21 protein-coding genes are annotated in these 16,966 nt (G+C 40.2%); 9 read left to right on the top strand and 12 right to left on the bottom strand.

The features are described from left to right. Positions 1–52: 52 nt before the first annotated feature. The 6 genes from E3E24_RS07650 to E3E24_RS07675 all read right to left on the bottom strand — a co-directional run bounded on the left by E3E24_RS07650 (position 53) and on the right by E3E24_RS07675 (position 2,945). The gene (locus E3E24_RS07650) at positions 53–229 is read right to left on the bottom strand and encodes a hypothetical protein (RefSeq protein ID WP_167915835.1); all 177 of its coding nucleotides are present in this window, start codon (positions 227–229) and stop codon (positions 53–55) included. Then, entirely contained in the window at positions 208–732 is a 525-nt protein-coding gene (locus E3E24_RS07655) for a hypothetical protein (protein ID WP_167915836.1), read from the bottom strand. Before E3E24_RS07655 ends, E3E24_RS07650 begins: the two co-directional genes overlap by 22 nt. Beyond that, complete coding sequence (locus E3E24_RS07660; RefSeq protein ID WP_167915837.1) at positions 711–1,298, bottom strand: hypothetical protein; 588 nt, start codon at positions 1,296–1,298, stop codon at positions 711–713. The genes E3E24_RS07655 and E3E24_RS07660 overlap by 22 nt, the downstream gene beginning before the upstream one ends. Before the next feature lie 112 nt (positions 1,299–1,410). Beyond that, on the bottom strand, positions 1,411–2,172 hold the full coding sequence (locus E3E24_RS07665; protein WP_167915838.1) for a 7-carboxy-7-deazaguanine synthase QueE: 762 nt from the start codon (positions 2,170–2,172) through the stop codon (positions 1,411–1,413). After that, the gene (locus tag E3E24_RS07670; protein WP_167886791.1) at positions 2,169–2,432 is read right to left on the bottom strand and encodes a hypothetical protein; all 264 of its coding nucleotides are present in this window, start codon (positions 2,430–2,432) and stop codon (positions 2,169–2,171) included. The genes E3E24_RS07665 and E3E24_RS07670 overlap by 4 nt, the downstream gene beginning before the upstream one ends. Before the next feature lie 9 nt (positions 2,433–2,441). Then, on the bottom strand, positions 2,442–2,945 hold the full coding sequence (locus tag E3E24_RS07675) for a hypothetical protein (RefSeq protein WP_167915839.1): 504 nt from the start codon (positions 2,943–2,945) through the stop codon (positions 2,442–2,444). 195 nt (positions 2,946–3,140) lie between these two features. Here E3E24_RS07675 and topA point away from each other — a divergent pair, with 195 nt between their 5' ends. Then, a complete protein-coding gene (gene topA / locus E3E24_RS07680) occupies positions 3,141–5,339 on the top strand; it encodes a DNA topoisomerase I (protein WP_167915840.1) in 2,199 nt (732 codons plus the stop codon). Here the strand turns inward: topA and E3E24_RS07685 are convergent. From E3E24_RS07685 to E3E24_RS07695, 3 genes are read right to left on the bottom strand one after another with little or no spacing between them, the layout of a single operon-like run. Further along, positions 5,336–6,523 carry an NAD(P)/FAD-dependent oxidoreductase gene (locus E3E24_RS07685; RefSeq protein ID WP_206205017.1) on the bottom strand — a complete coding sequence of 396 codons (1,188 nt, stop codon included), beginning with the start codon at positions 6,521–6,523 and terminating at the stop codon, positions 5,336–5,338. The genes topA and E3E24_RS07685 overlap by 4 nt on opposite strands. Positions 6,524–6,530: 7 nt before the next feature. Next, complete coding sequence (locus E3E24_RS07690) at positions 6,531–6,728, bottom strand: DUF362 domain-containing protein (RefSeq protein ID WP_167886787.1); 198 nt, start codon at positions 6,726–6,728, stop codon at positions 6,531–6,533. Positions 6,729–6,742: 14 nt separating this feature from the next. After that, positions 6,743–7,432: an ArsR family transcriptional regulator gene (locus tag E3E24_RS07695; RefSeq protein WP_167886786.1), complete on the bottom strand. Its 690-nt coding sequence runs from the start codon at positions 7,430–7,432 to the stop codon at positions 6,743–6,745. Positions 7,433–7,577: 145 nt separating this feature from the next. On the opposite strand from E3E24_RS07695, the gene E3E24_RS07700 reads away from it, so the two are divergent. Together E3E24_RS07700 and trmY are read left to right on the top strand one after the other, a co-directional pair. Continuing rightward, positions 7,578–8,252 carry a thioredoxin family protein gene (locus tag E3E24_RS07700; RefSeq protein ID WP_167915841.1) on the top strand — a complete coding sequence of 225 codons (675 nt, stop codon included), beginning with the start codon at positions 7,578–7,580 and terminating at the stop codon, positions 8,250–8,252. A gap of 37 nt (positions 8,253–8,289) precedes the next feature. Next, positions 8,290–8,895, top strand: a complete 606-nt coding sequence (gene trmY, locus E3E24_RS07705) for a tRNA (pseudouridine(54)-N(1))-methyltransferase TrmY (protein ID WP_167915857.1) — start codon at positions 8,290–8,292, stop codon at positions 8,893–8,895. Here the strand turns inward: trmY and E3E24_RS07710 are convergent. Continuing rightward, positions 8,892–9,353 (bottom strand): single- stranded DNA-binding family protein, encoded by a 462-nt coding sequence (locus tag E3E24_RS07710; RefSeq protein WP_167886785.1) that lies wholly within the window; start codon positions 9,351–9,353, stop codon positions 8,892–8,894. The genes trmY and E3E24_RS07710 overlap by 4 nt on opposite strands. Before the next feature lie 57 nt (positions 9,354–9,410). Here E3E24_RS07710 and E3E24_RS07715 point away from each other — a divergent pair, with 57 nt between their 5' ends. The 5 genes from E3E24_RS07715 to E3E24_RS07735 are packed head-to-tail and all read left to right on the top strand — an operon-like array spanning position 9,411 to position 11,775. Further along, entirely contained in the window at positions 9,411–10,085 is a 675-nt protein-coding gene (locus tag E3E24_RS07715; RefSeq protein ID WP_167915842.1) for an adenylate kinase, read from the top strand. Positions 10,086–10,135: 50 nt separating this feature from the next. After that, positions 10,136–10,399, top strand: a complete 264-nt coding sequence (locus E3E24_RS07720; protein WP_167886783.1) for a ubiquitin-like small modifier protein 1 — start codon at positions 10,136–10,138, stop codon at positions 10,397–10,399. Then, positions 10,399–10,680, top strand: a complete 282-nt coding sequence (locus E3E24_RS07725; protein ID WP_167886782.1) for an MTH1187 family thiamine-binding protein — start codon at positions 10,399–10,401, stop codon at positions 10,678–10,680. The genes E3E24_RS07720 and E3E24_RS07725 overlap by 1 nt, the downstream gene beginning before the upstream one ends. A gap of 1 nt (position 10,681) precedes the next feature. Beyond that, positions 10,682–11,359 (top strand): class I SAM-dependent methyltransferase, encoded by a 678-nt coding sequence (locus E3E24_RS07730; RefSeq protein ID WP_167886781.1) that lies wholly within the window; start codon positions 10,682–10,684, stop codon positions 11,357–11,359. Next, positions 11,356–11,775, top strand: coding sequence for a ParB/RepB/Spo0J family partition protein (locus tag E3E24_RS07735; protein ID WP_167886780.1), 420 nt, complete (start codon positions 11,356–11,358; stop codon positions 11,773–11,775). Before E3E24_RS07730 ends, E3E24_RS07735 begins: the two co-directional genes overlap by 4 nt. Here E3E24_RS07735 and E3E24_RS07740 read toward each other — a convergent pair. Together E3E24_RS07740 and glmS are read right to left on the bottom strand one after the other, a co-directional pair. Beyond that, positions 11,772–14,609, bottom strand: coding sequence for an STT3 domain-containing protein (locus E3E24_RS07740; protein ID WP_167886779.1), 2,838 nt, complete (start codon positions 14,607–14,609; stop codon positions 11,772–11,774). The genes E3E24_RS07735 and E3E24_RS07740 overlap by 4 nt on opposite strands. A 10-nt stretch (positions 14,610–14,619) precedes the next feature. Beyond that, positions 14,620–16,428: a glutamine--fructose-6-phosphate transaminase (isomerizing) gene (gene glmS / locus E3E24_RS07745; protein WP_167886778.1), complete on the bottom strand. Its 1,809-nt coding sequence runs from the start codon at positions 16,426–16,428 to the stop codon at positions 14,620–14,622. Between the two features lie 258 nt (positions 16,429–16,686). Between glmS and E3E24_RS07750 the strand changes: the two genes are divergently transcribed. Continuing rightward, positions 16,687–16,893 carry a PCNA-inhibitor gene (locus E3E24_RS07750; RefSeq protein ID WP_167886777.1) on the top strand — a complete coding sequence of 69 codons (207 nt, stop codon included), beginning with the start codon at positions 16,687–16,689 and terminating at the stop codon, positions 16,891–16,893. Positions 16,894–16,966 lie beyond the last annotated feature (73 nt).

Genomic DNA, 16,966 nt, shown 5'->3' on the forward strand with positions numbered 1-16,966 from the left:
ATACCCCAAAGGCCAATCTACATCATCGCCTAAGGTGACCTAATTTTATCTGTTATAAAATTTTAACTGTCCTACCAATACCTGGACAGAGCTTACCCTCCATAACACCGCCTAGCAATCCCGCTGACTCTGGAGGAATTAGGGTGTTGAAAACACTAACCAAACCTGCAACTAGGAGCAATAGTAATATAACTAGCACGATTTCTATTAAGACTCTCTTGACTTCCATATCTGTGCCTCCTTTATTGTAACGTATAACAGTACTCCACTTGCAATTCCTACTATACCAATTGTGAACAGCCCCATTATCTTAGCTACATATTCCCTAGCTGTAATCCATTGAAAATCTATAAGAGCGACTCCAATCATTCCAAAAATTGAGGATAGGCTATCTAATAATGAGCTCTCAAACCTTCCCAGTATCAATGAGAGCACAATTAAAATCCCAGCTATGGCATAAATTCTGTCGCCTTCTGTAAATCCGAGGGATATAGCGAGGATAATTAATAAAGCCATTAAAATAGACCTAGCTTTTTCATTCCGAATTTGTGGAAGTTCTACATCGCTTTTAGCTAACAGATAAGCACCAACAAGCATTACCACAAGCATCGCTATAGCGAAAAGCTTTGCTAATAACTCTTCTCCCTGATCTTGGAGATATAGTGAGAGGAGCTCAAACAAGATTATTAACAACATCCATCCTGTCACGATTATAATTCTCTTCTTTTCCATTCCCTCACCTCCTTAGCAGTTTTAATAGATACAAAACTGTACATAATCATCCCAACTCCGAAAACTTTCATCAGAAGGTCACGAAGGATGAGAAGGACTATGCCGAAAATTATAAACATACCTCCAATAGTAGCAATCACTGCTTCAGCTTTCCTTAACATGGCAAAAGCACTAACCGCAAACCACAGTATACTGAGGACAGCGAAAAGCGGATTATCCATCAAATTCCACTGAATGAGCATCACAACTCCAAAGATAAGCCCGTTAAGTATGTTAGTTCTGTAGAACTTGTCAAGATTTTTAGCAATCCTTTCTGGCTTTATAGATTTTAAAGATTTCCAAACGCTCCAAATCAGCACTGCAAGGATAAGCAATGCGATTACAAAACTTAAAAGTTCGTTTTCTTCAAAATAAATATATGCAAGAATCGAAGGAAAGAGCACAGCCACAAATAACACAACTGTCCTTACCTCGTCCTTTTCAAACTCATACCTTTTAACACTATCCCACAGCAGCAGTACGATGATTATCACAAACAGTACCGCTAGCAATGACGATGGGTCCATATGAATCACCCAATTGTTTACTCTTGGCAAACATATCCACATGACACTATAGCATAATCTAGTCTTTTAAATCATTCGGAGTAATTTGGATGATAATATTTGAGAAAAGCACTCACAAAACATTCAAGTACTTATGAACTTGAAAGCTCAGTCCAACGTTTTCTCTCCCCAAAATCTTAGCAGCAGCTTTGTAAAACTCCATCAGCTGCTTTTGTGTTAAATCAATTGGCTCCTTTGGCTGAATTACCATTGGAGCTAAGCTTTTGAGAAGAGAAGCATACCACTCGATGTTTTCAAGTTTAGTATCTCTTGTAACTACAAGCTTAGCGTAAACCTTTGCACCCGCTTTCTTCAACACTTTAATGCTCTCAACTTCCCTTATAACTAAATCTCTCCAGCCCTCAGTTGCCCTTGCAGTCTCATCTTTTATGTCAACGCTTGCGTAATCAACAAGATGAGCAATCTCGGCAATCTTCTCTGGAAAACCTCCGTGAGTTTCGAGGAAGTTCTTAAATCCGAGTTCACTCAGTTTTTCCATTAATGCCATTAAAGGCTTAATTTGTATGGTTGGCTCCCCTCCAGTGTAGCTGATTGAATGAATATCCCCCGTGTCAAGGTTCAAAATAACATCAACTACCTCATCCAAGCTGGCTGGATTGGGCTTGTATTTAAATTTCCCAGAAAAAGGCTCAACCTCATAGCGCCACTGTAAAACTCTTGAGGCATCTATGAACTGTCTCGAGTCGCACCACACACATCTAAGGTCGCAGCCAGCAAATCTGACAAAAATCTGCCTCCTCCCAAAGGCTGAGCCCTCTACGCTTCCGCCTTCACCCTGCCAGCTGTTAAATATTTCTGCTAGGATAAGCTTCATTGGGACACCTCACTTAAATCAATTCCCTTCACCTTATCACTAACATAGCCCTCAAGAATCTCAACCCTAACCTCTCTTTGCTCTCCCATCAAATCAGCCATGAGTCGTACTCCATTTGCATAGTCCCACAGCCTTCTCTTAGCTTCTTCCTCAATAGTCTCGCACATTACGATGATTTCCTTTGCATTTTCTCTGCTCGCAATCTCAATTACCTTCATTGCATCACTAACCGTGAAGAGTCCTTTCTTCTTGAACAACATAAAACCACCTCATATATATTTCATCAAAAGCCTCACAGCTTCTTCTAATACTTCCCTGTCCTCAGCGTCCACCACATGGTCAAGATAGTGGAGAGCTTTAATGTTTAAGATGAGATACGCCTCATTTCTGCTCAAGCCTAAATCATAAGCCTCATAGAACACAATTTCTCTCCCCAATGCTTCATTGAGCATCTCAATGAAGTAGTCAATCTCCTCAACGCTTAAATCACTCCAACGACTTTCAATTTCATCGAAATATCGCTCTAAAATTCTTAATGTCTCGTAATCAATTTTAAGCATGCCCTCAATATAAGGAAACTCTCCAATGCGGAATATCTTTATCCCTTCATAGTCCTGAATTCCCACATAGTCCCACAGAAGAAAGCCTTCAAGAACACTCCCGCTCCCATAGCGGCTCGCTAAATATGTAAATCGCTCCATGACGTTTTCCATGTCCATTAAAAACTCTTCCTCATCCTCAAATCTCACAATTTTACTTATTGTTCCAGTCATTGCTCACACCTGTTGTACTTTCATAAGCTTCATGTAGGGTTAAGTGTTATAAGCCTTTGGCTCCTACATTATTATGCCCGAGGAGTATTGGGTTGCGATGACCTCGGGACCCCCAGGGGGGCGACATCCCTACTGCCCCCCACCTTCCAAAAATTTATTATATACTCTTCTTCAATTCCCTAAGAGGAGATGCCAATGACTGTCTTAATTATTGCAGAGAAGCCAAATGTTGCAAAGAAGATAGCATATGCCCTAGCTGAAGGAAAGCCCATACGAAAAACATTGTATAGTGTTCCATACTATGAATTGACCCGCGACGGAAAAAAGATCATCGTAGCCCCAGCAGTTGGTCATCTCTACACACTAGCTCCAAAAACCAAAACCTATGGCTATCCAATTTTTGATATTGAATGGGTTCCGGTTTATGTTGCTGAAAAAGGAAAGAGTTATGCTAAAGACTATATCAAAGCTTTGAGGGAGCTCGCAAAGAGAGCTGATGAATTTATAGTTGCTTGTGATTATGATACCGAAGGTGAGGTCATTGGATACACAGCATTAAAATACGCCTGCGGCATTGACCCAAAGAAGGCAAAGCGTATGAAGTTCTCAGCATTAACAAAACGAGATATCCTCAAGGCATGGTACAACCTCGAGCCAACAATAAACTTTGGAATGGCTGATGCTGGAATAGCCAGGCATGTTCTTGATTGGTATTGGGGTGTCAACCTTTCGAGAGCTCTAACACATGCCATAAAGCGTGCAAGCGGCAAGTGGATGATTTTAAGTACGGGTAGAGTCCAAGGGCCTACGCTCAAATTCTTAGTTGAACGAGAAAAGGAAATTGCAAACTTCAAGCCGACTCCATACTGGGTCATAAAGATGATTTTAGAGAAAAACGGGAGGCAATATACAGCTACTTACGAAAAAGAGCGCATCTTAGATGAGGAAGAAGCAAAGCGCATTGTTCAAGAGGCTAAGAAAGGGCCAGCTTTTGTCGAGAAAGTTGAAGTCAAGCAGCAGAAGAGAAATCCTCCTCATCCCTTCGACTTGGGAACACTCCAAAGAGAGGCGTATTCTGCTTTTGGTTATTCTCCAAAGAAGACCTTAGACATTGCACAAAGGCTGTATGAGCGTGGATTTACGAGCTATCCACGTACAAGCTCTCAGAAACTCCCTAAGAATCTAAACTACAAATACATAATTCAAAGCCTCGCAAAGATTCCAGAGTACAAGCCGTTTGCCCATGAGCTTTTGGGTAAATCTCAGCTAAAACCAGTTGAGGGGCCAAAAGATGACCCAGCTCATCCAGCAATTTATCCTACTGGTGAATTACCTAAACCCGGAGAGCTAACTCAAGAGGAAAAGAACATCTACGATTTAATAGTTAGAAGATTCTTGGCTACATTTGCAGACCCAGCAGTTAGAGAGACCATGAAGGTCATAATAAACTCAAACAATTACCGGTTCATTTTGAGTGGGGCAAGGACAGTAAAGGAAGGCTGGCTTAAAATTTACGGCAAATATGTCAGCTTTGATGAAGTTATTCTGCCTAAGTTCAGAGAAGGAGAACCTGTCAAGGTTATCCAAATCAAGCGTGAGAAAAAGAAGACAAAGCCACCTGCCCGTTATAGTCCTGCGAGCGTCATCAAGAAGATGGAGGATTTAGGAATAGGGACAAAAGCAACGAGAGCGCAAATTTTGGAAACACTCTATCAAAGAGGCTACATTGAAGGGAAGAAGAAAATTAAGGTAACTCCACTCGGCATGAAAGTAGTTGAAGCTTTGGAAAAGAACGTGCCAGAAATTGTAAGTGTTGAACTTACAAGAGAATTCGAAGAAAAGATGGAGGAAATTATGAAGCAAAAGCTGAGCAAAGATAAAGTCATTGAAGAAGCAAAGGAACAGCTGATAAAAATTCTCAAAGAGTTTAAAGCTAAGGAGCTTGACATAGGTAAAGAGCTCATGGAAAAACTCATTGAGAGTGAAGAAAGGAAAACGAAAAAATCAAAGAAAAAGACTGCTAAAGATCTGACAGCAGAAGAGAAAGAAACAATGAAGCAGGCTGTTGATAATGGAGAGAGAAAGGAAGAAAAGAAAAGAAATAATGATGAAATAATTGTAGGAAAATGCCCCAAATGTGGTGGAGATTTAATTGTGAAGTACAATAGAAAAACAGGAAAGAGGTTTGTCGGCTGTTCTAACTGGCCTAACTGTGACGTTACATATCCTCTCCTCCAGAGAGGGGAAATAATTCCAACGGGAAAAGTTTGTCCAGAATGTGGCAATGCTCCAATAGTGAAAATTAGGGAAGGAAATGTGGAATATGAAGTCTGTTTAAATATGAACTGCAAGAAATGGAAATACAATAATAAGACCAATAAAAGGGGAACTTAAAGGGCTTCTTTCAAAAGTTTGAGCATCCTTGGTTTGAGCAGGATTTTTGGATTCTTTATCAGAGCCTTAAAGACTTCTTTGTAATCTCCAGCGGCTATTTTCTCAGCATCTGCACCGCTCAATGCTTGAACTGCTGCATCAAGCTCATCGTCGCTGAGCTTTTCGCTTATCTTCCTGACTTTTAGGATTCTAAGCAGTTTTTGGCCTTCTCCAGCCCACCACTCCTCGGTGTAGCCTTTGAGCAGCTCGATGTTCTCTTCACTTAAGGCTTTGTCAATCCACTTGCTTGCTATCGTTGCAGCTTCCATAGCTTCGGCCATTCCTCCACCGTGCATTGGATTTACTTGTCTTGCTGCATCACCAACAACTACAACGTTGTCCTTGACGAGCTCTTTCAAAAAGCCGCCGACTGGGACGCCTCCGACATTAACTTCTAGAATCTTGGTTCCTTTTATGTTGTTTTCTTTAAGCCACTTCTCGAGATAGTACTTTGCCGTTTTGGGATTATCTCCATTAATTCCGATTCCAACATTAGCTCTGTCTTCATCTTTTGGAAAAATCCATACGTAACCTCTTGGAGCAACTTCATTCCCAAAGTAAAGGTGAATTATATCTGGATCAAACTCAAAATTCTCAATTATCATCTCGTATTCATAAGCTGAGTCAAGCTCGTGAGGTGGTAAAAAGCTATTTATTCCAGCCCATCTTGCTACCCTGCTTTCTACACCATCAGCCGCAACAATTACATCAGCATAAATCTCCAAAGGTTCGCCTTCGTGCTTAGCCTTAACTCCAGCTATCTTACCATCTTTCCTTATTAAGCCGACAGCCTCTGTCTTTGCCATAACATCTGCTCCAGCTTTGGCAGCATAGTAAGCAAGCATCTTGTCAAAGATTTTTCTCTCCAAGATTACACCAGCGACTTTATCATACCTAATTTCAAGCTTGTAGCCACTTGGAGAATAAATAGCAGCACCATAAATTTCCCTATTTATAAAACGCTTGTCCAGCGGAATGTCATATTTTTTGAAGTTTGCAATGCCCAATCCTTCACCACATCTCTTTGGTGAACCTATTTCGGCTTTTTTATCAATCATGAGAACTTTGTATCCTTTTTTAGCTAAATTCCTTGATAAAATTGGCCCCGCAATGCCAGCTCCAACGACTACAACATCATAATGCAGCTCCATTTTACTCAACCTCCTTAGCAGTCAACGCTCCGACTGGGCAAGCCAAAACGCAGAACTTACACCCAATGCATTTCTCCTGGAAAAACTTCCATTCATCGTTTTCAATTATTATTGCTTCCTTTGGACACACTGCCACACAAGAGCCGCAAAGATAGCACTTTTCTCTGTTAATTAATATTTCAACCTTTGGGAGCGTCATAGTTTAACCCCCTACTATTTCAGCATTTTTCTGAGCTTTTCCTTATCTATCTTAATAACGTCATCTTTTATTATTAACGGTACAAACTTGTTTAACTCTTCAGCTTTTTTGATAACTTCTCTCTCTTTGAGATTTAAGCGATCACTGAGGTCTTCAATTGTAGCTTCCCCATAGAGCAGCAAATAGTGAAGTATTGCCAATTGGGTCATGTCTCCGATTTCTTCTAAATAACGCTCTTTTATGTTTTTCACGAGCATGTCTCTATAGCTTTCAAGTGCTCTAAGGGCCTCTAAAAGATTCTCCAACTCTTTATTGGCATCGATGAGATTAATGACCATGGACTGCAATGTATCGGGAGAAGGATCAAGATTCTCGAGATTGATTTCAAATTTTCTAAGATTTGGCTTCTCTTCTAATTTAATCCCCTTATACCAGAACAAATTTGGAGTAACAGTAACAACATAGGTGTTGGATAGTGTAATCTTGTAATATTTTCTCACTGGACCAATGAACTTTCCTTCTTTCTCATAGGATTTTAGAAGTCCCTCTCTTTCCATAATCTTGAGATGCTTTGATACTGCTGTTGATGAAACACTAACTTTATTGCTCAACAAGCTGAAATAACATTCAGTACAAGTTAAATGACTAAGTAAATCTCTTCTCACCTTATTTCCCAGAATGTAAAATATATCCGGTTCAGACATGTCCCCCACCTACTCAAATTTGTAGCGTAAAGCTTATATAGTGTGCATCCAACCTTTGGTTGACAACTTTAAATTTGCAAACTTTGTTAGAATGTTGCACTCTAAAGGTTATAAACCTTTAGCTTAAAGATTGGAGGTGCTTGGAATGGGATTGATAAGCGATGGAGACAAGAAAGTTATTAGAGAGGAGTTCTTTTCAAAACTAACTAACCCAGTCAAGCTCATCGTGTTCGTCGGTAAAGAACACTGCCAATACTGTGATCAGCTTAAACAGCTTGTTCAAGAGATTAGCGAGCTAAGCGATTTAGTCAGCTACGAAATACACGACTTTGATACTGAAAAGGAACTTGCAGAGAAATACAGGGTTGACAGAGCTCCAGCTACAGTGATCACTCAAGATGGAAAGGATTTTGGAGTTAGATACTTTGGACTCCCAGCTGGACATGAGTTTGGATCATTCCTCGAAGATATAGTTGACGTATCAAATGGTACAACTGACTTGATGCCAGATACAAAGGAGACGCTTAGGGGTATTGACAAAGATGTCAGAATACTAGTCTTTGTAACACCAACCTGCCCATACTGTCCAATGGCAGTTAGAATGGCCCATAAGTTCGCTATTGAGAACGCATTGGCTGGAAAGAGCAAAATACTCGGCGACATGGTTGAGGCTATTGAATACCCCGAGTGGGCTGATCAGTACAGGGTCATGGCAGTTCCAAAGATAGTCATCCAAGTTGATGGCGTTGACAAAGTTGAGTTTGAGGGTGCTTACCCAGAGAAAATGTTCCTCGAGAAGCTCCTCGAAGCTCTCGAGTGATTTTTAAAACTCTCTTTCTATTTTAATTTTGATGACAATGAGGATTTTCATCATCAAAGCAAACCATGCTCATACAAAAGCGGATTTCAGTCTGAAAGATTTACCAGGGACAAGCGGCCGAGTTGATTTACTCTGCCGAAGCATTAACTCCGCTTTTCTGCTCTCCCACGGCTTTCGCAAAAATGTTAGGGTTTGGCTAAACTTAAATGGTCCACCGAATCCGCCTAAAACCATTCGATTCGAAGGTAGCGAGATTAGACCCAAGACAATAAATCCAGATGAGAGGAGCATTGCAAAACTGATAATTAAAGCACTAAAAGCTGGCGAGGAAATAAAGGAGCCCAGCAAAGAGCATCAGGTCTTGCCTGGAATTTACATCAGCAATTTAACCTTTGAGGACATTGTGAGAAAGACTATTAAGACTGCGAAGCTCTACTATCTTCACGAAGAGGGCAAACCAATAACTGAGATTAACTTTAAAGGAAACGTTGCATTTGTTCTCGGAGATCACATTGGATTAACTAAGGAGGATGAAGCTTTTCTTGAGAGCATTGCGGAAAAAGTTAGCATTGGTAGAAAGAGCTATCTAACCTCACACGTCATTGTTTATGTTAACATATTCCTTGATAATCTGAGGATTTAGCTTTCCTCTTCCTTTTCGAATTCAAGCTTTAATGTTGTGTGCTCTTGCTTAATTTTCTCGACAAGTTGGGAAATCTCGTCACTTAACTCTCTCAGCTTTTCTGACAGCTTACTCAGTTCTTCAATTACAAGCTCGAGGGCTTTCTCGCTCTCTTCTACCTCGCGCATAGCTTCTGCGAGTTTCTCTTCCTCTTCCTTCTTGTACACCTCAACCTTCAAGCTGTCATAGTTCCATTCAATTTTTCCGTCTTTAATTTCAAACTCTGCCTCAATTCTCACGACGTCTTCCTTTTTCACACCCATATCTTGGAACTTGTTGAAGAGATACTGATTAAGCTCTGCCGCAGCTCTCACAACTTCTTCTGGATTAACTTTCCCCCTCGTAATGGCAAATAGAACTTTCCTCACTTTGTTTGCATAACCAGCTGCTCTAACAAAACCAGTTAGGAGACGGGGCATGCTCACCACCACATTCTTTTTATGCTTTGGAGTTATAAATCACTATCGGTGACCTACATGAATATCTTGATTTTTGGGCCCCCCGGAAGCGGAAAATCCACACATTCAAGAAAAATAGTGGAAAGATACAACTTAGAATACATATCCTCGGGAGACATAATTAGGACAGAGATACAGAAAGGGACTACGCTTGGGAAAGAGATGGGAAAATACTTGGCAAGAGGTGATTTAATTCCTGATATCGTTGTTAACACCCTTGTTCTCTCAAGATTGAGGAAAACAAGAAACAACTTCATAATTGATGGCTATCCAAGGACAGCAGAGCAGGTTTTGGCTTTAGAAAATTACCTTTATGACCATGGAATTAGGCTCGATGTTGCCATTGACATATTTATCTCAAAGGAGGAAAGCATTGAACGGATTAGCGGAAGAAGGATATGCAACAGATGCGGAGCTGTGTATCATATCAAATATAAGCCACCAAAAGTTCCCAACAAATGCGATATATGTGGAGGTGAAATTGTCCAGAGGTCCGATGACAAGCCAGAAATCGTTGCAAAGCGATATGACATTTATATAAGAAATATGCGACCGATAATTAAGTTCTACAAAAAACAAGGAATCTACGTCCAAATTAATGGCCATGGAGGAATTGAGGAAGTTTGGGAAAGGATTAGGCCACTATTGGATTATATCCGCAACAAAGAGAAAAAGAGAAAAGAGCACGAGTGAGAGAAAAATCTTTATTTCCAAACTCTAAAACTTGATTTTGGTGAGTCTTAATGAAGGTGAAGTTTTATGCCACATTGAGAGAATTGACTGGAAAGAAGGAGATTGAAATCAGTGGAGTAAGAACTGTAGGGGAACTTCTGGACAAGCTTGATGAAATGTTTCCAGGAATTAAGAAAGAGCTGATTGACGAAGACGGGGATGTCAACGGCATGATACTTGTGAATGGACATAACATTGTTCACTTGAAGCTCTGGGATACCGAGCTGAAGGAAGATGATGTAATCCACTTATTCCCTCCAGCTGGTGGTGGCTGATGGCTGTTGCAGAGATTTGCCTCTTTCCCCTTGGAACAGAGACTCCAAGCGTTGGGAAGTACCTTGAACCAGTGATGGAGGAGATAAGAAAGAGTGGGTTAAAATACATGGTCTGCCCAATGGGAACCGTGGTAGAAGGCGAGATCGATTCAATTCTTAAACTGATTAAAAGATGCCATGAAGCAATTTTCAAAGCTGGGGCAAAAAGGGTGGTAATAAGTGTGAAAATTGACGACAGAGCAGATAAACCCATCACAATAGAAAGCAAGCTTGGGATTTAAGATGACCCAATACTTCGACAAAATTGCTCACCGCTACGATACATGGTATCAAACGAAAGTTGGCCAGTACGTGGATAGAACAGAGAAAAGGCTTATTTTCTCCATGATTAAAACGAAAAGAGGACGAGCACTAGATTTGGGCTGCGGCACTGGAAACTACACTATTGAACTCTATAAAAGGGGCTTTGATGTGATCGGAGTTGACCTGAGTCAAGAGATGCTCAGAATTGCCAAAGCCAAGATCCCAAATGTTCTTTTCATTCGAGCTGATGCATATAACTTGCCATTCAAAAAAGAAGTCTTTGATTTGGTATTAAGCGTTACAATGTTCGAGTTTATCTATGAACCTGAAAAAGTTCTAAATGAGATACATCGAGTATTAAAGCCGGGAGGAGAAGTTGTCATTGGAACTATGAATGGAAGAAGTTTATGGTTCCTTTTCAAACGATTTAAAAGCTTGTTTGTTGAAACGGCATACAGATATGCAAGGTTCTACACTCCAAAAGAATTAGAAACACTCTTAACAAATGCAGGATTTGATAATGTAGAGAGCAGAGGTATTATATTTTTCCCATCGTTCTTTCCATTTATTGGAATTGCGGAGAAAGTTGACCAGAAATTTAACAAAAACTTGAAGAGTATTGGAGCCTTCATAGCTGTTAGGGGAGTTAAAAAGTGACAGAGAAAGAAGAAATCATTTTGATAACAAGGGAGAAGGCATTTGAAAGAGCAAGGCACCTCAAACGGGAGAATGAACTCATCTATGGTGTTAAGTTCAACATAGATCATAAATATCTTCCGCTTGATATTCTGATACCAACCCAGAAAGAACTCAGTGAAGCGAAGCTACTGGTTGTTCTACAAGAGATTAAGCATGGCTATGATGCTCCCATCATAGTGTTGGAGCATCGGGGGAAGTATTATATCCTTGATGGCCACCACAGAGCTTATGCACTTAAAAAGCTGGGGTTTTCCCAAGTGGAATGCCTAATTCTAAAACCAAGAGAAGAAATTGAGACAAAAATTGAAGAAACAGTTCAAAGATCAAAACTAAAAAGTCTAGACGACATAAAAATAGTGAGAGACAAGGGCTAACCTTGCTTATAAATGACATACTCCTTGTCTGCTATAAACACTGGTTCAATTCTCTTTCCTCTGACAATCACTTTATCTGCTCCGTATTTCTGCTTGAGCTGTTCTATGTACTGAGCAAAGACCTGGGGCATCTCTACATCTGCCGTTATTGTGTTCACACCAGCTTTAACTGAGATCCCTTCTTTTACCGGAACGTACTTTATGATGTCCATGTGGGGCTCAAATGCCGCATTTTCGTCTTCATTGCTTGTTCCTTGTGTTCTGACCAAATATATTATTGTGGCTCTCAAGTATAGGCTGACTGTATAATCTTTATCAAATTCAGCTGTGAGCTTGAGCTTTCCGCTCTGGCCTTCTTTTACAACATATGTGGGCTTGACGGGTTCCCCATTCAGCGTTGGAATATCAGCTAATACTCCAACTGGACCTTTTTGAATGAGCACAAGCTCGTATTTAGTTGCATTTGGAACACTCAATGTTACCTCAATTGGCTTTTCGTTGAGGTGGTCTATGTTAACGTTGGTTGCTATTGTTTCATCAGCTATCAGCTTTCCATCTTTGTATGCTCTGAGCTTTATTGTTGCATCCTTTACATCCCTGCCAAATGCTGAGATGTAGAGTTTGGCTTTATATTCTCCGGGTTCAAGCTTCTGTATCGGAGTCCACGTTCCGTTTTTGTATATGTCTATCCTATACACTATGAATGGGTGGAACTCATACACATTGATATCCCCTGTTGACTTAACAAGCTGGAAGTTTGGAACTCCATTCCCGCCTAAAAACGCCATCCTGAAGAAGTTGCTGAAGGCAACTTTTTGATACGTTAAGATTGCATAGTTGGGGAATATCCACACAACTCCAGGATACGTTCCTTGTCCTTTGATAACTTCCCCTGTCTGGACAAATATCGTCTGTATAGGCTCAAGCTGCTGATTTCCAATCTGGATTACAACTCTCTTTTTACCATTTTCTTCAAGCACTCTTATGAGCTGGTTCTGGCTTAGAGCATAGAGATTGTCTCCATACTTCTGGAAAGGCAAGATCATTGCAAGATTATCTCTTTCCTTTCTGCTTATTGCCCCACCAAGATAGCTTATTGCGTTGAACTTTGCATAGTCATATGTCCAGACTATGAAATAGTTAAGCTCCCAGCTCTCAAAATCAACTTCACTCTTTGTTCCATCATTTGCAAGGAATCTCGCCAGTATGTAATCTCTATCCCTTGCATGACCTCCATCTGCCGGGGACCTTCTGTTTCCTAGTAGAGAGCTCTCAATCCAATATCCATAATCCCACCATGAAGTAGCAGTTGAAAGCTTTGGTGTGTTCTGGTTGAGCCACTTAAGTACTTCTTCCCATGATGGAGTTACTGAGCCTGCTTTTGCCATTGCCTTTGCTTGAGAGTTCATCGTGGTGGCACCAGCTATGGGGATTGGAATAAACAGAATTATCAGAAGTACTGCGTACAAAGCTTTTGTGGACGCTTTTTCTTTCATGTTCTCAACAAAGCTAAACAGCTCTCCGATTAGTATTCCAAATACTAAAATGACAGCACCCGAAGCCAAGAACAAGAACCTTACTGCAGTCCACATTAAATATAGAGACATTGCATAGTAAATTAGCACAAACAGCTGCTTCTCACTAACTTCCCCATTCTTGAATAGGCTGTTTAAGAAGCGGAACAGTACTGTTGCAATGCCGAGCAGTGAAAGGAGGAATATTATCCCATCAGAAGACTTTACTGCATAATACTTTGAGACATCACTCCACGTCGTCTTTGCCAGCTCCTGCACTGTCTCATAAACTTGAGTTGATTGATACGCACCGCTCATGAGCTTGAAGAGCTTTGGACCTACATAGGCATAAGCCCCTGCAAATCCTATGAGAATTATCATTGCCACTACTGCAAATCTGTGCTTTTTGTCAGAATAATTGAGCTTAAATTTCTCTCCATAGAGCATTATCAAAGTTAATACCACGAGAGCGACGAAAACCTCAAATGCGAACCTGATAAAACTCCTAACCTGAATTATGTCTGGGAAAGTCAAGAGGTATCCTAAGACAAGCACTGCAAAATATGCTGGGTAGAAGTCCCTGATGAACTCTTTGAGATTTTCAATCTTTCCAAAAATGAACAGCAGAATCGCGTAAACACTTGCAAAGCCAAGGAAAACCATTAAACCAAACGGCGAACCATTCCAGACGCTTAGGGAAACTACTGAAAGCACTATAAAAAGTGCGCCCCAGATGTATTTTTTCTTGTCCTTCGTTTCGAGATATATAAACAGTGAAAGCACTGCATACAAGAACAGCATTAAGAATGGCCCATCACCTCTGTTGTTCCCTGAAAATGTTCTGACGAAGTGAGCCGTTGAGAACATCATGACTGCAGCAGCCCACAACCCAGCCCAGTCTGAGTGGAACTTCTTTCCGAGTAAATAGATTGCGATAATGCTGAAAAATCCTACCAACGGAGGCCAGAGCTTAAACACTGCTATTTCACTGTATCCAAACACTGAGAGAATCTTGTAGAGTATGGCAGGTAAGATGTAAAGTCCGAGGGGCTCAGCTATCTTAGCCCCAAATGGAGCATCTGCCATCATATAATATTTTGGTATCCATTCCTTTATCGTGAGCTTGTAAATTTCAAAGTGGTAAAATGTATCTGGATCTATGAAATACTTGTAGCTTGCTGTTTGGTATCTAATCTTGAAGCCTATGACCGCCACAAGCAGTGCCAAAATTGGGAACGCATATCTCCTAATTTTAGCAAAATTAAAAGAAGATGATTCAGATTTTTCCTCTACTTTTTTCTTGGTTTTTGTCTTCACCATTCAAACCACCTCATTCGACTGTTACAGATTTTGCCAGATTTCTCGGCTTATCTGGATCATTGCCTCTCAAGACAGCTAAATGATATGCTAATAATTGCAACGGAACTATATAAACTATAGGACTCAAAACTTCATCAACTTTAGGCATCTTTATCCAGACATCACTTACTTTTTCTAACTCTTCGTTGTCCCCGAGGCTTATGATTAAAGCTCCTCTAGCCTTAGCCTCTTGAATGTTTGATATCATTTTCTCAAATGTTTTCCCACTTGGAGCAACTGCTACAACTGGAACACCTTCTTCAATTAAAGCCAATGGGCCGTGCTTCAGCTCTCCAGCTGAGAGCCCTTCCGCATGTATGTAGCTTATCTCCTTAAGCTTAAGAGCGCCTTCAAGTGCAGTGGCAAGGCTTATGCTCCTCCCTATGTAGAAAAAGTCCCTTTTCTCTTTAAGTTCCTCAGCAAGTGCTTTTATCTTATTTTCATAACCTAAAGCGGCTTCAACGTACTTTGGCATTTCATACAGCTGAGCTTCGAGTTTTCTAAGGTATTCTTCATCAGATGTTTTGAGTTGCCTAGCCAAAGCAATTGCAAGCATCGTCAAGACTGTTAATTGCGTTGTATAAGTCTTTGTAGCAGCAACGCCTATTTCTGGCCCTGCATGAGTGTAAAGAACAAGGTCGCTGATTCTTGTTGCCATGCTACCCACAACGTTCACTATGCTCAGAACTTTTGCACCTTTCTTTTTAGCTAGCTTTATTGCTGCCAAAGTGTCAGCAGTCTCTCCACTTTGTGTAATTGCTATGACAAGTGTGTTTTCATCAACTAGATCTTCAAACTCATATCTGAATTCACTTGCATCTTCAACCACTGCAACTTTCTTTGCAAGTCTTTGGAAAAGATACTTGCCCACAATTCCAGCATGATACGAAGTCCCCATGGCAACAATGAATATTTTCTCGTAATTTGCGATTTCTTTAGCAATCTTGTTTATTATTTCAGCATTCCCATATATCGCTTCCTTTATTGCCTTTGGCTGTTCATGAATCTCTTTGAGCATGAAGTGCGGAAATCCTTGTTTTTCTGCCATTTCTAGTGTCCAATCAATTTCGTGGACTTTTTTATCTTTAATCTCCCCCGTTTTTAGGTCTTTAACAACAAATGAATTTTTGGTTACAATTGCATATTCACCGTCATCAAGAAATACGGCTTTGTTAGTATATGGGAGAAATGCTGGAATGTCTGAAGCAGCAAACATCTCACCTTCTCCAACACCAAGAACAAGAGGGCTCTCATTTCTCACAAAGTAGAGATGCTCCTTATCCTTTGTATAAATTATTCCAAGCGCAAAAGAGCCTTTAAGTTTGAGAAGTGCATATCTAAGGGCATCTTCAAAGTTCTTAAAATCCTTCAGAGCATCTTCTATCAAATGAGCAATGACCTCAGTATCAGTATCACTCTTAAATTTATGCCCTTTTTGAAGAAGCTCTTCTTTAAGCTCGAGGTAGTTTTCAATTATACCATTATGGACAATAGCTATCTCTCCGGTACAATCAGTGTGAGGATGAGCATTGGCATCATTTGGAATTCCGTGCGTTGCCCATCTTGTGTGCCCAATGCCTCTTTTTCCAGGCATTTCAAGGAGGTTAAGCTTCTCTTTGAGCTCATCAATTTTTCCAGCGCCTTTCTGGATATGCAGCTTTCCATCCTCTTCTGTTACAACTCCAACAGAATCATAACCTCTGTACTCCAGCCTTTTAAGACCATCAACGATGACATGACAAGCTTTTCTTTCACCGATGTATCCAATAATTCCGCACATTTTAATCCCCCATTTTTATGGTTACTATCTTTTGTTAGACAGCATGCCCAATTAAAAGAGTTTCTCTGAAAATCGTTTCAAAATTTTGCTCGGTACCATTTCACAAGGTTTTATATCATGGAATACTGTTTATTACACTTTCATCTGCAAAAACTATGTCCATTCTTGTTACTTTCGATATCCCCATCCTGTACATGGGTTTTAGTATTTATCAAAAAACCTATATAAGTGAAATCTTCAATTTCTTCGGGTGAGGGGATGGACAAAAAACTTGATGAATTCATTACATCATCAGTAAAAATAAGCAAGGAAAAGGGTACAAAAACCATTAAAAAGAAGCGCCTTCGACCAACTAAGCTTGACAGCTTTCTTCCAGAGGATCACATAAACTATTTTAAAGCCCTTAGAATTGGTTCAAAGAAGATAAGAAACGCTAAAATTAGTGAGGTAACTTTAGATGAATGATTGGGATATTTTATCCATTATTTGTGCCTTATTGAGAAATCTTAAGTTCTATTTTATTACCCTATCCGAAATT

The organism is Thermococcus sp. LS2 (assembly GCF_012027375.1).
Classification (GTDB): domain Archaea; phylum Methanobacteriota_B; class Thermococci; order Thermococcales; family Thermococcaceae; genus Thermococcus_B.

What these genes read in the sequence shown, in the direction of transcription:
- E3E24_RS07725 (WP_167886782.1), top strand. Translation starts at nt 10,399, where the DNA reads ATGGCTGTTGCAGAGATTTGCCTCTTTCCCCTTGGAACAGAGACTCCA.
- E3E24_RS07690 (WP_167886787.1), bottom strand. Translation starts at nt 6,728, where the DNA reads ATGACGCTCCCAAAGGTTGAAATATTAATTAACAGAGAAAAGTGCTAT.
- E3E24_RS07730 (WP_167886781.1), top strand. Translation starts at nt 10,682, where the DNA reads ATGACCCAATACTTCGACAAAATTGCTCACCGCTACGATACATGGTAT.
- E3E24_RS07700 (WP_167915841.1), top strand. Translation starts at nt 7,578, where the DNA reads ATGGGATTGATAAGCGATGGAGACAAGAAAGTTATTAGAGAGGAGTTC.
- E3E24_RS07750 (WP_167886777.1), top strand. Translation starts at nt 16,687, where the DNA reads ATGGACAAAAAACTTGATGAATTCATTACATCATCAGTAAAAATAAGC.
- E3E24_RS07740 (WP_167886779.1), bottom strand. Translation starts at nt 14,609, where the DNA reads ATGGTGAAGACAAAAACCAAGAAAAAAGTAGAGGAAAAATCTGAATCA.
- E3E24_RS07720 (WP_167886783.1), top strand. Translation starts at nt 10,136, where the DNA reads ATGAAGGTGAAGTTTTATGCCACATTGAGAGAATTGACTGGAAAGAAG.
- topA (WP_167915840.1), top strand. Translation starts at nt 3,141, where the DNA reads ATGACTGTCTTAATTATTGCAGAGAAGCCAAATGTTGCAAAGAAGATA.
- E3E24_RS07650 (WP_167915835.1), bottom strand. Translation starts at nt 229, where the DNA reads ATGGAAGTCAAGAGAGTCTTAATAGAAATCGTGCTAGTTATATTACTA.
- E3E24_RS07695 (WP_167886786.1), bottom strand. Translation starts at nt 7,432, where the DNA reads ATGTCTGAACCGGATATATTTTACATTCTGGGAAATAAGGTGAGAAGA.
- E3E24_RS07670 (WP_167886791.1), bottom strand. Translation starts at nt 2,432, where the DNA reads ATGTTGTTCAAGAAGAAAGGACTCTTCACGGTTAGTGATGCAATGAAG.
- E3E24_RS07665 (WP_167915838.1), bottom strand. Translation starts at nt 2,172, where the DNA reads ATGAAGCTTATCCTAGCAGAAATATTTAACAGCTGGCAGGGTGAAGGC.
- E3E24_RS07660 (WP_167915837.1), bottom strand. Translation starts at nt 1,298, where the DNA reads ATGGACCCATCGTCATTGCTAGCGGTACTGTTTGTGATAATCATCGTA.
- E3E24_RS07710 (WP_167886785.1), bottom strand. Translation starts at nt 9,353, where the DNA reads ATGCCCCGTCTCCTAACTGGTTTTGTTAGAGCAGCTGGTTATGCAAAC.
- E3E24_RS07675 (WP_167915839.1), bottom strand. Translation starts at nt 2,945, where the DNA reads ATGACTGGAACAATAAGTAAAATTGTGAGATTTGAGGATGAGGAAGAG.
- E3E24_RS07715 (WP_167915842.1), top strand. Translation starts at nt 9,411, where the DNA reads ATGAATATCTTGATTTTTGGGCCCCCCGGAAGCGGAAAATCCACACAT.
- trmY (WP_167915857.1), top strand. Translation starts at nt 8,290, where the DNA reads ATGAGGATTTTCATCATCAAAGCAAACCATGCTCATACAAAAGCGGAT.
- E3E24_RS07655 (WP_167915836.1), bottom strand. Translation starts at nt 732, where the DNA reads ATGGAAAAGAAGAGAATTATAATCGTGACAGGATGGATGTTGTTAATA.
- glmS (WP_167886778.1), bottom strand. Translation starts at nt 16,428, where the DNA reads ATGTGCGGAATTATTGGATACATCGGTGAAAGAAAAGCTTGTCATGTC.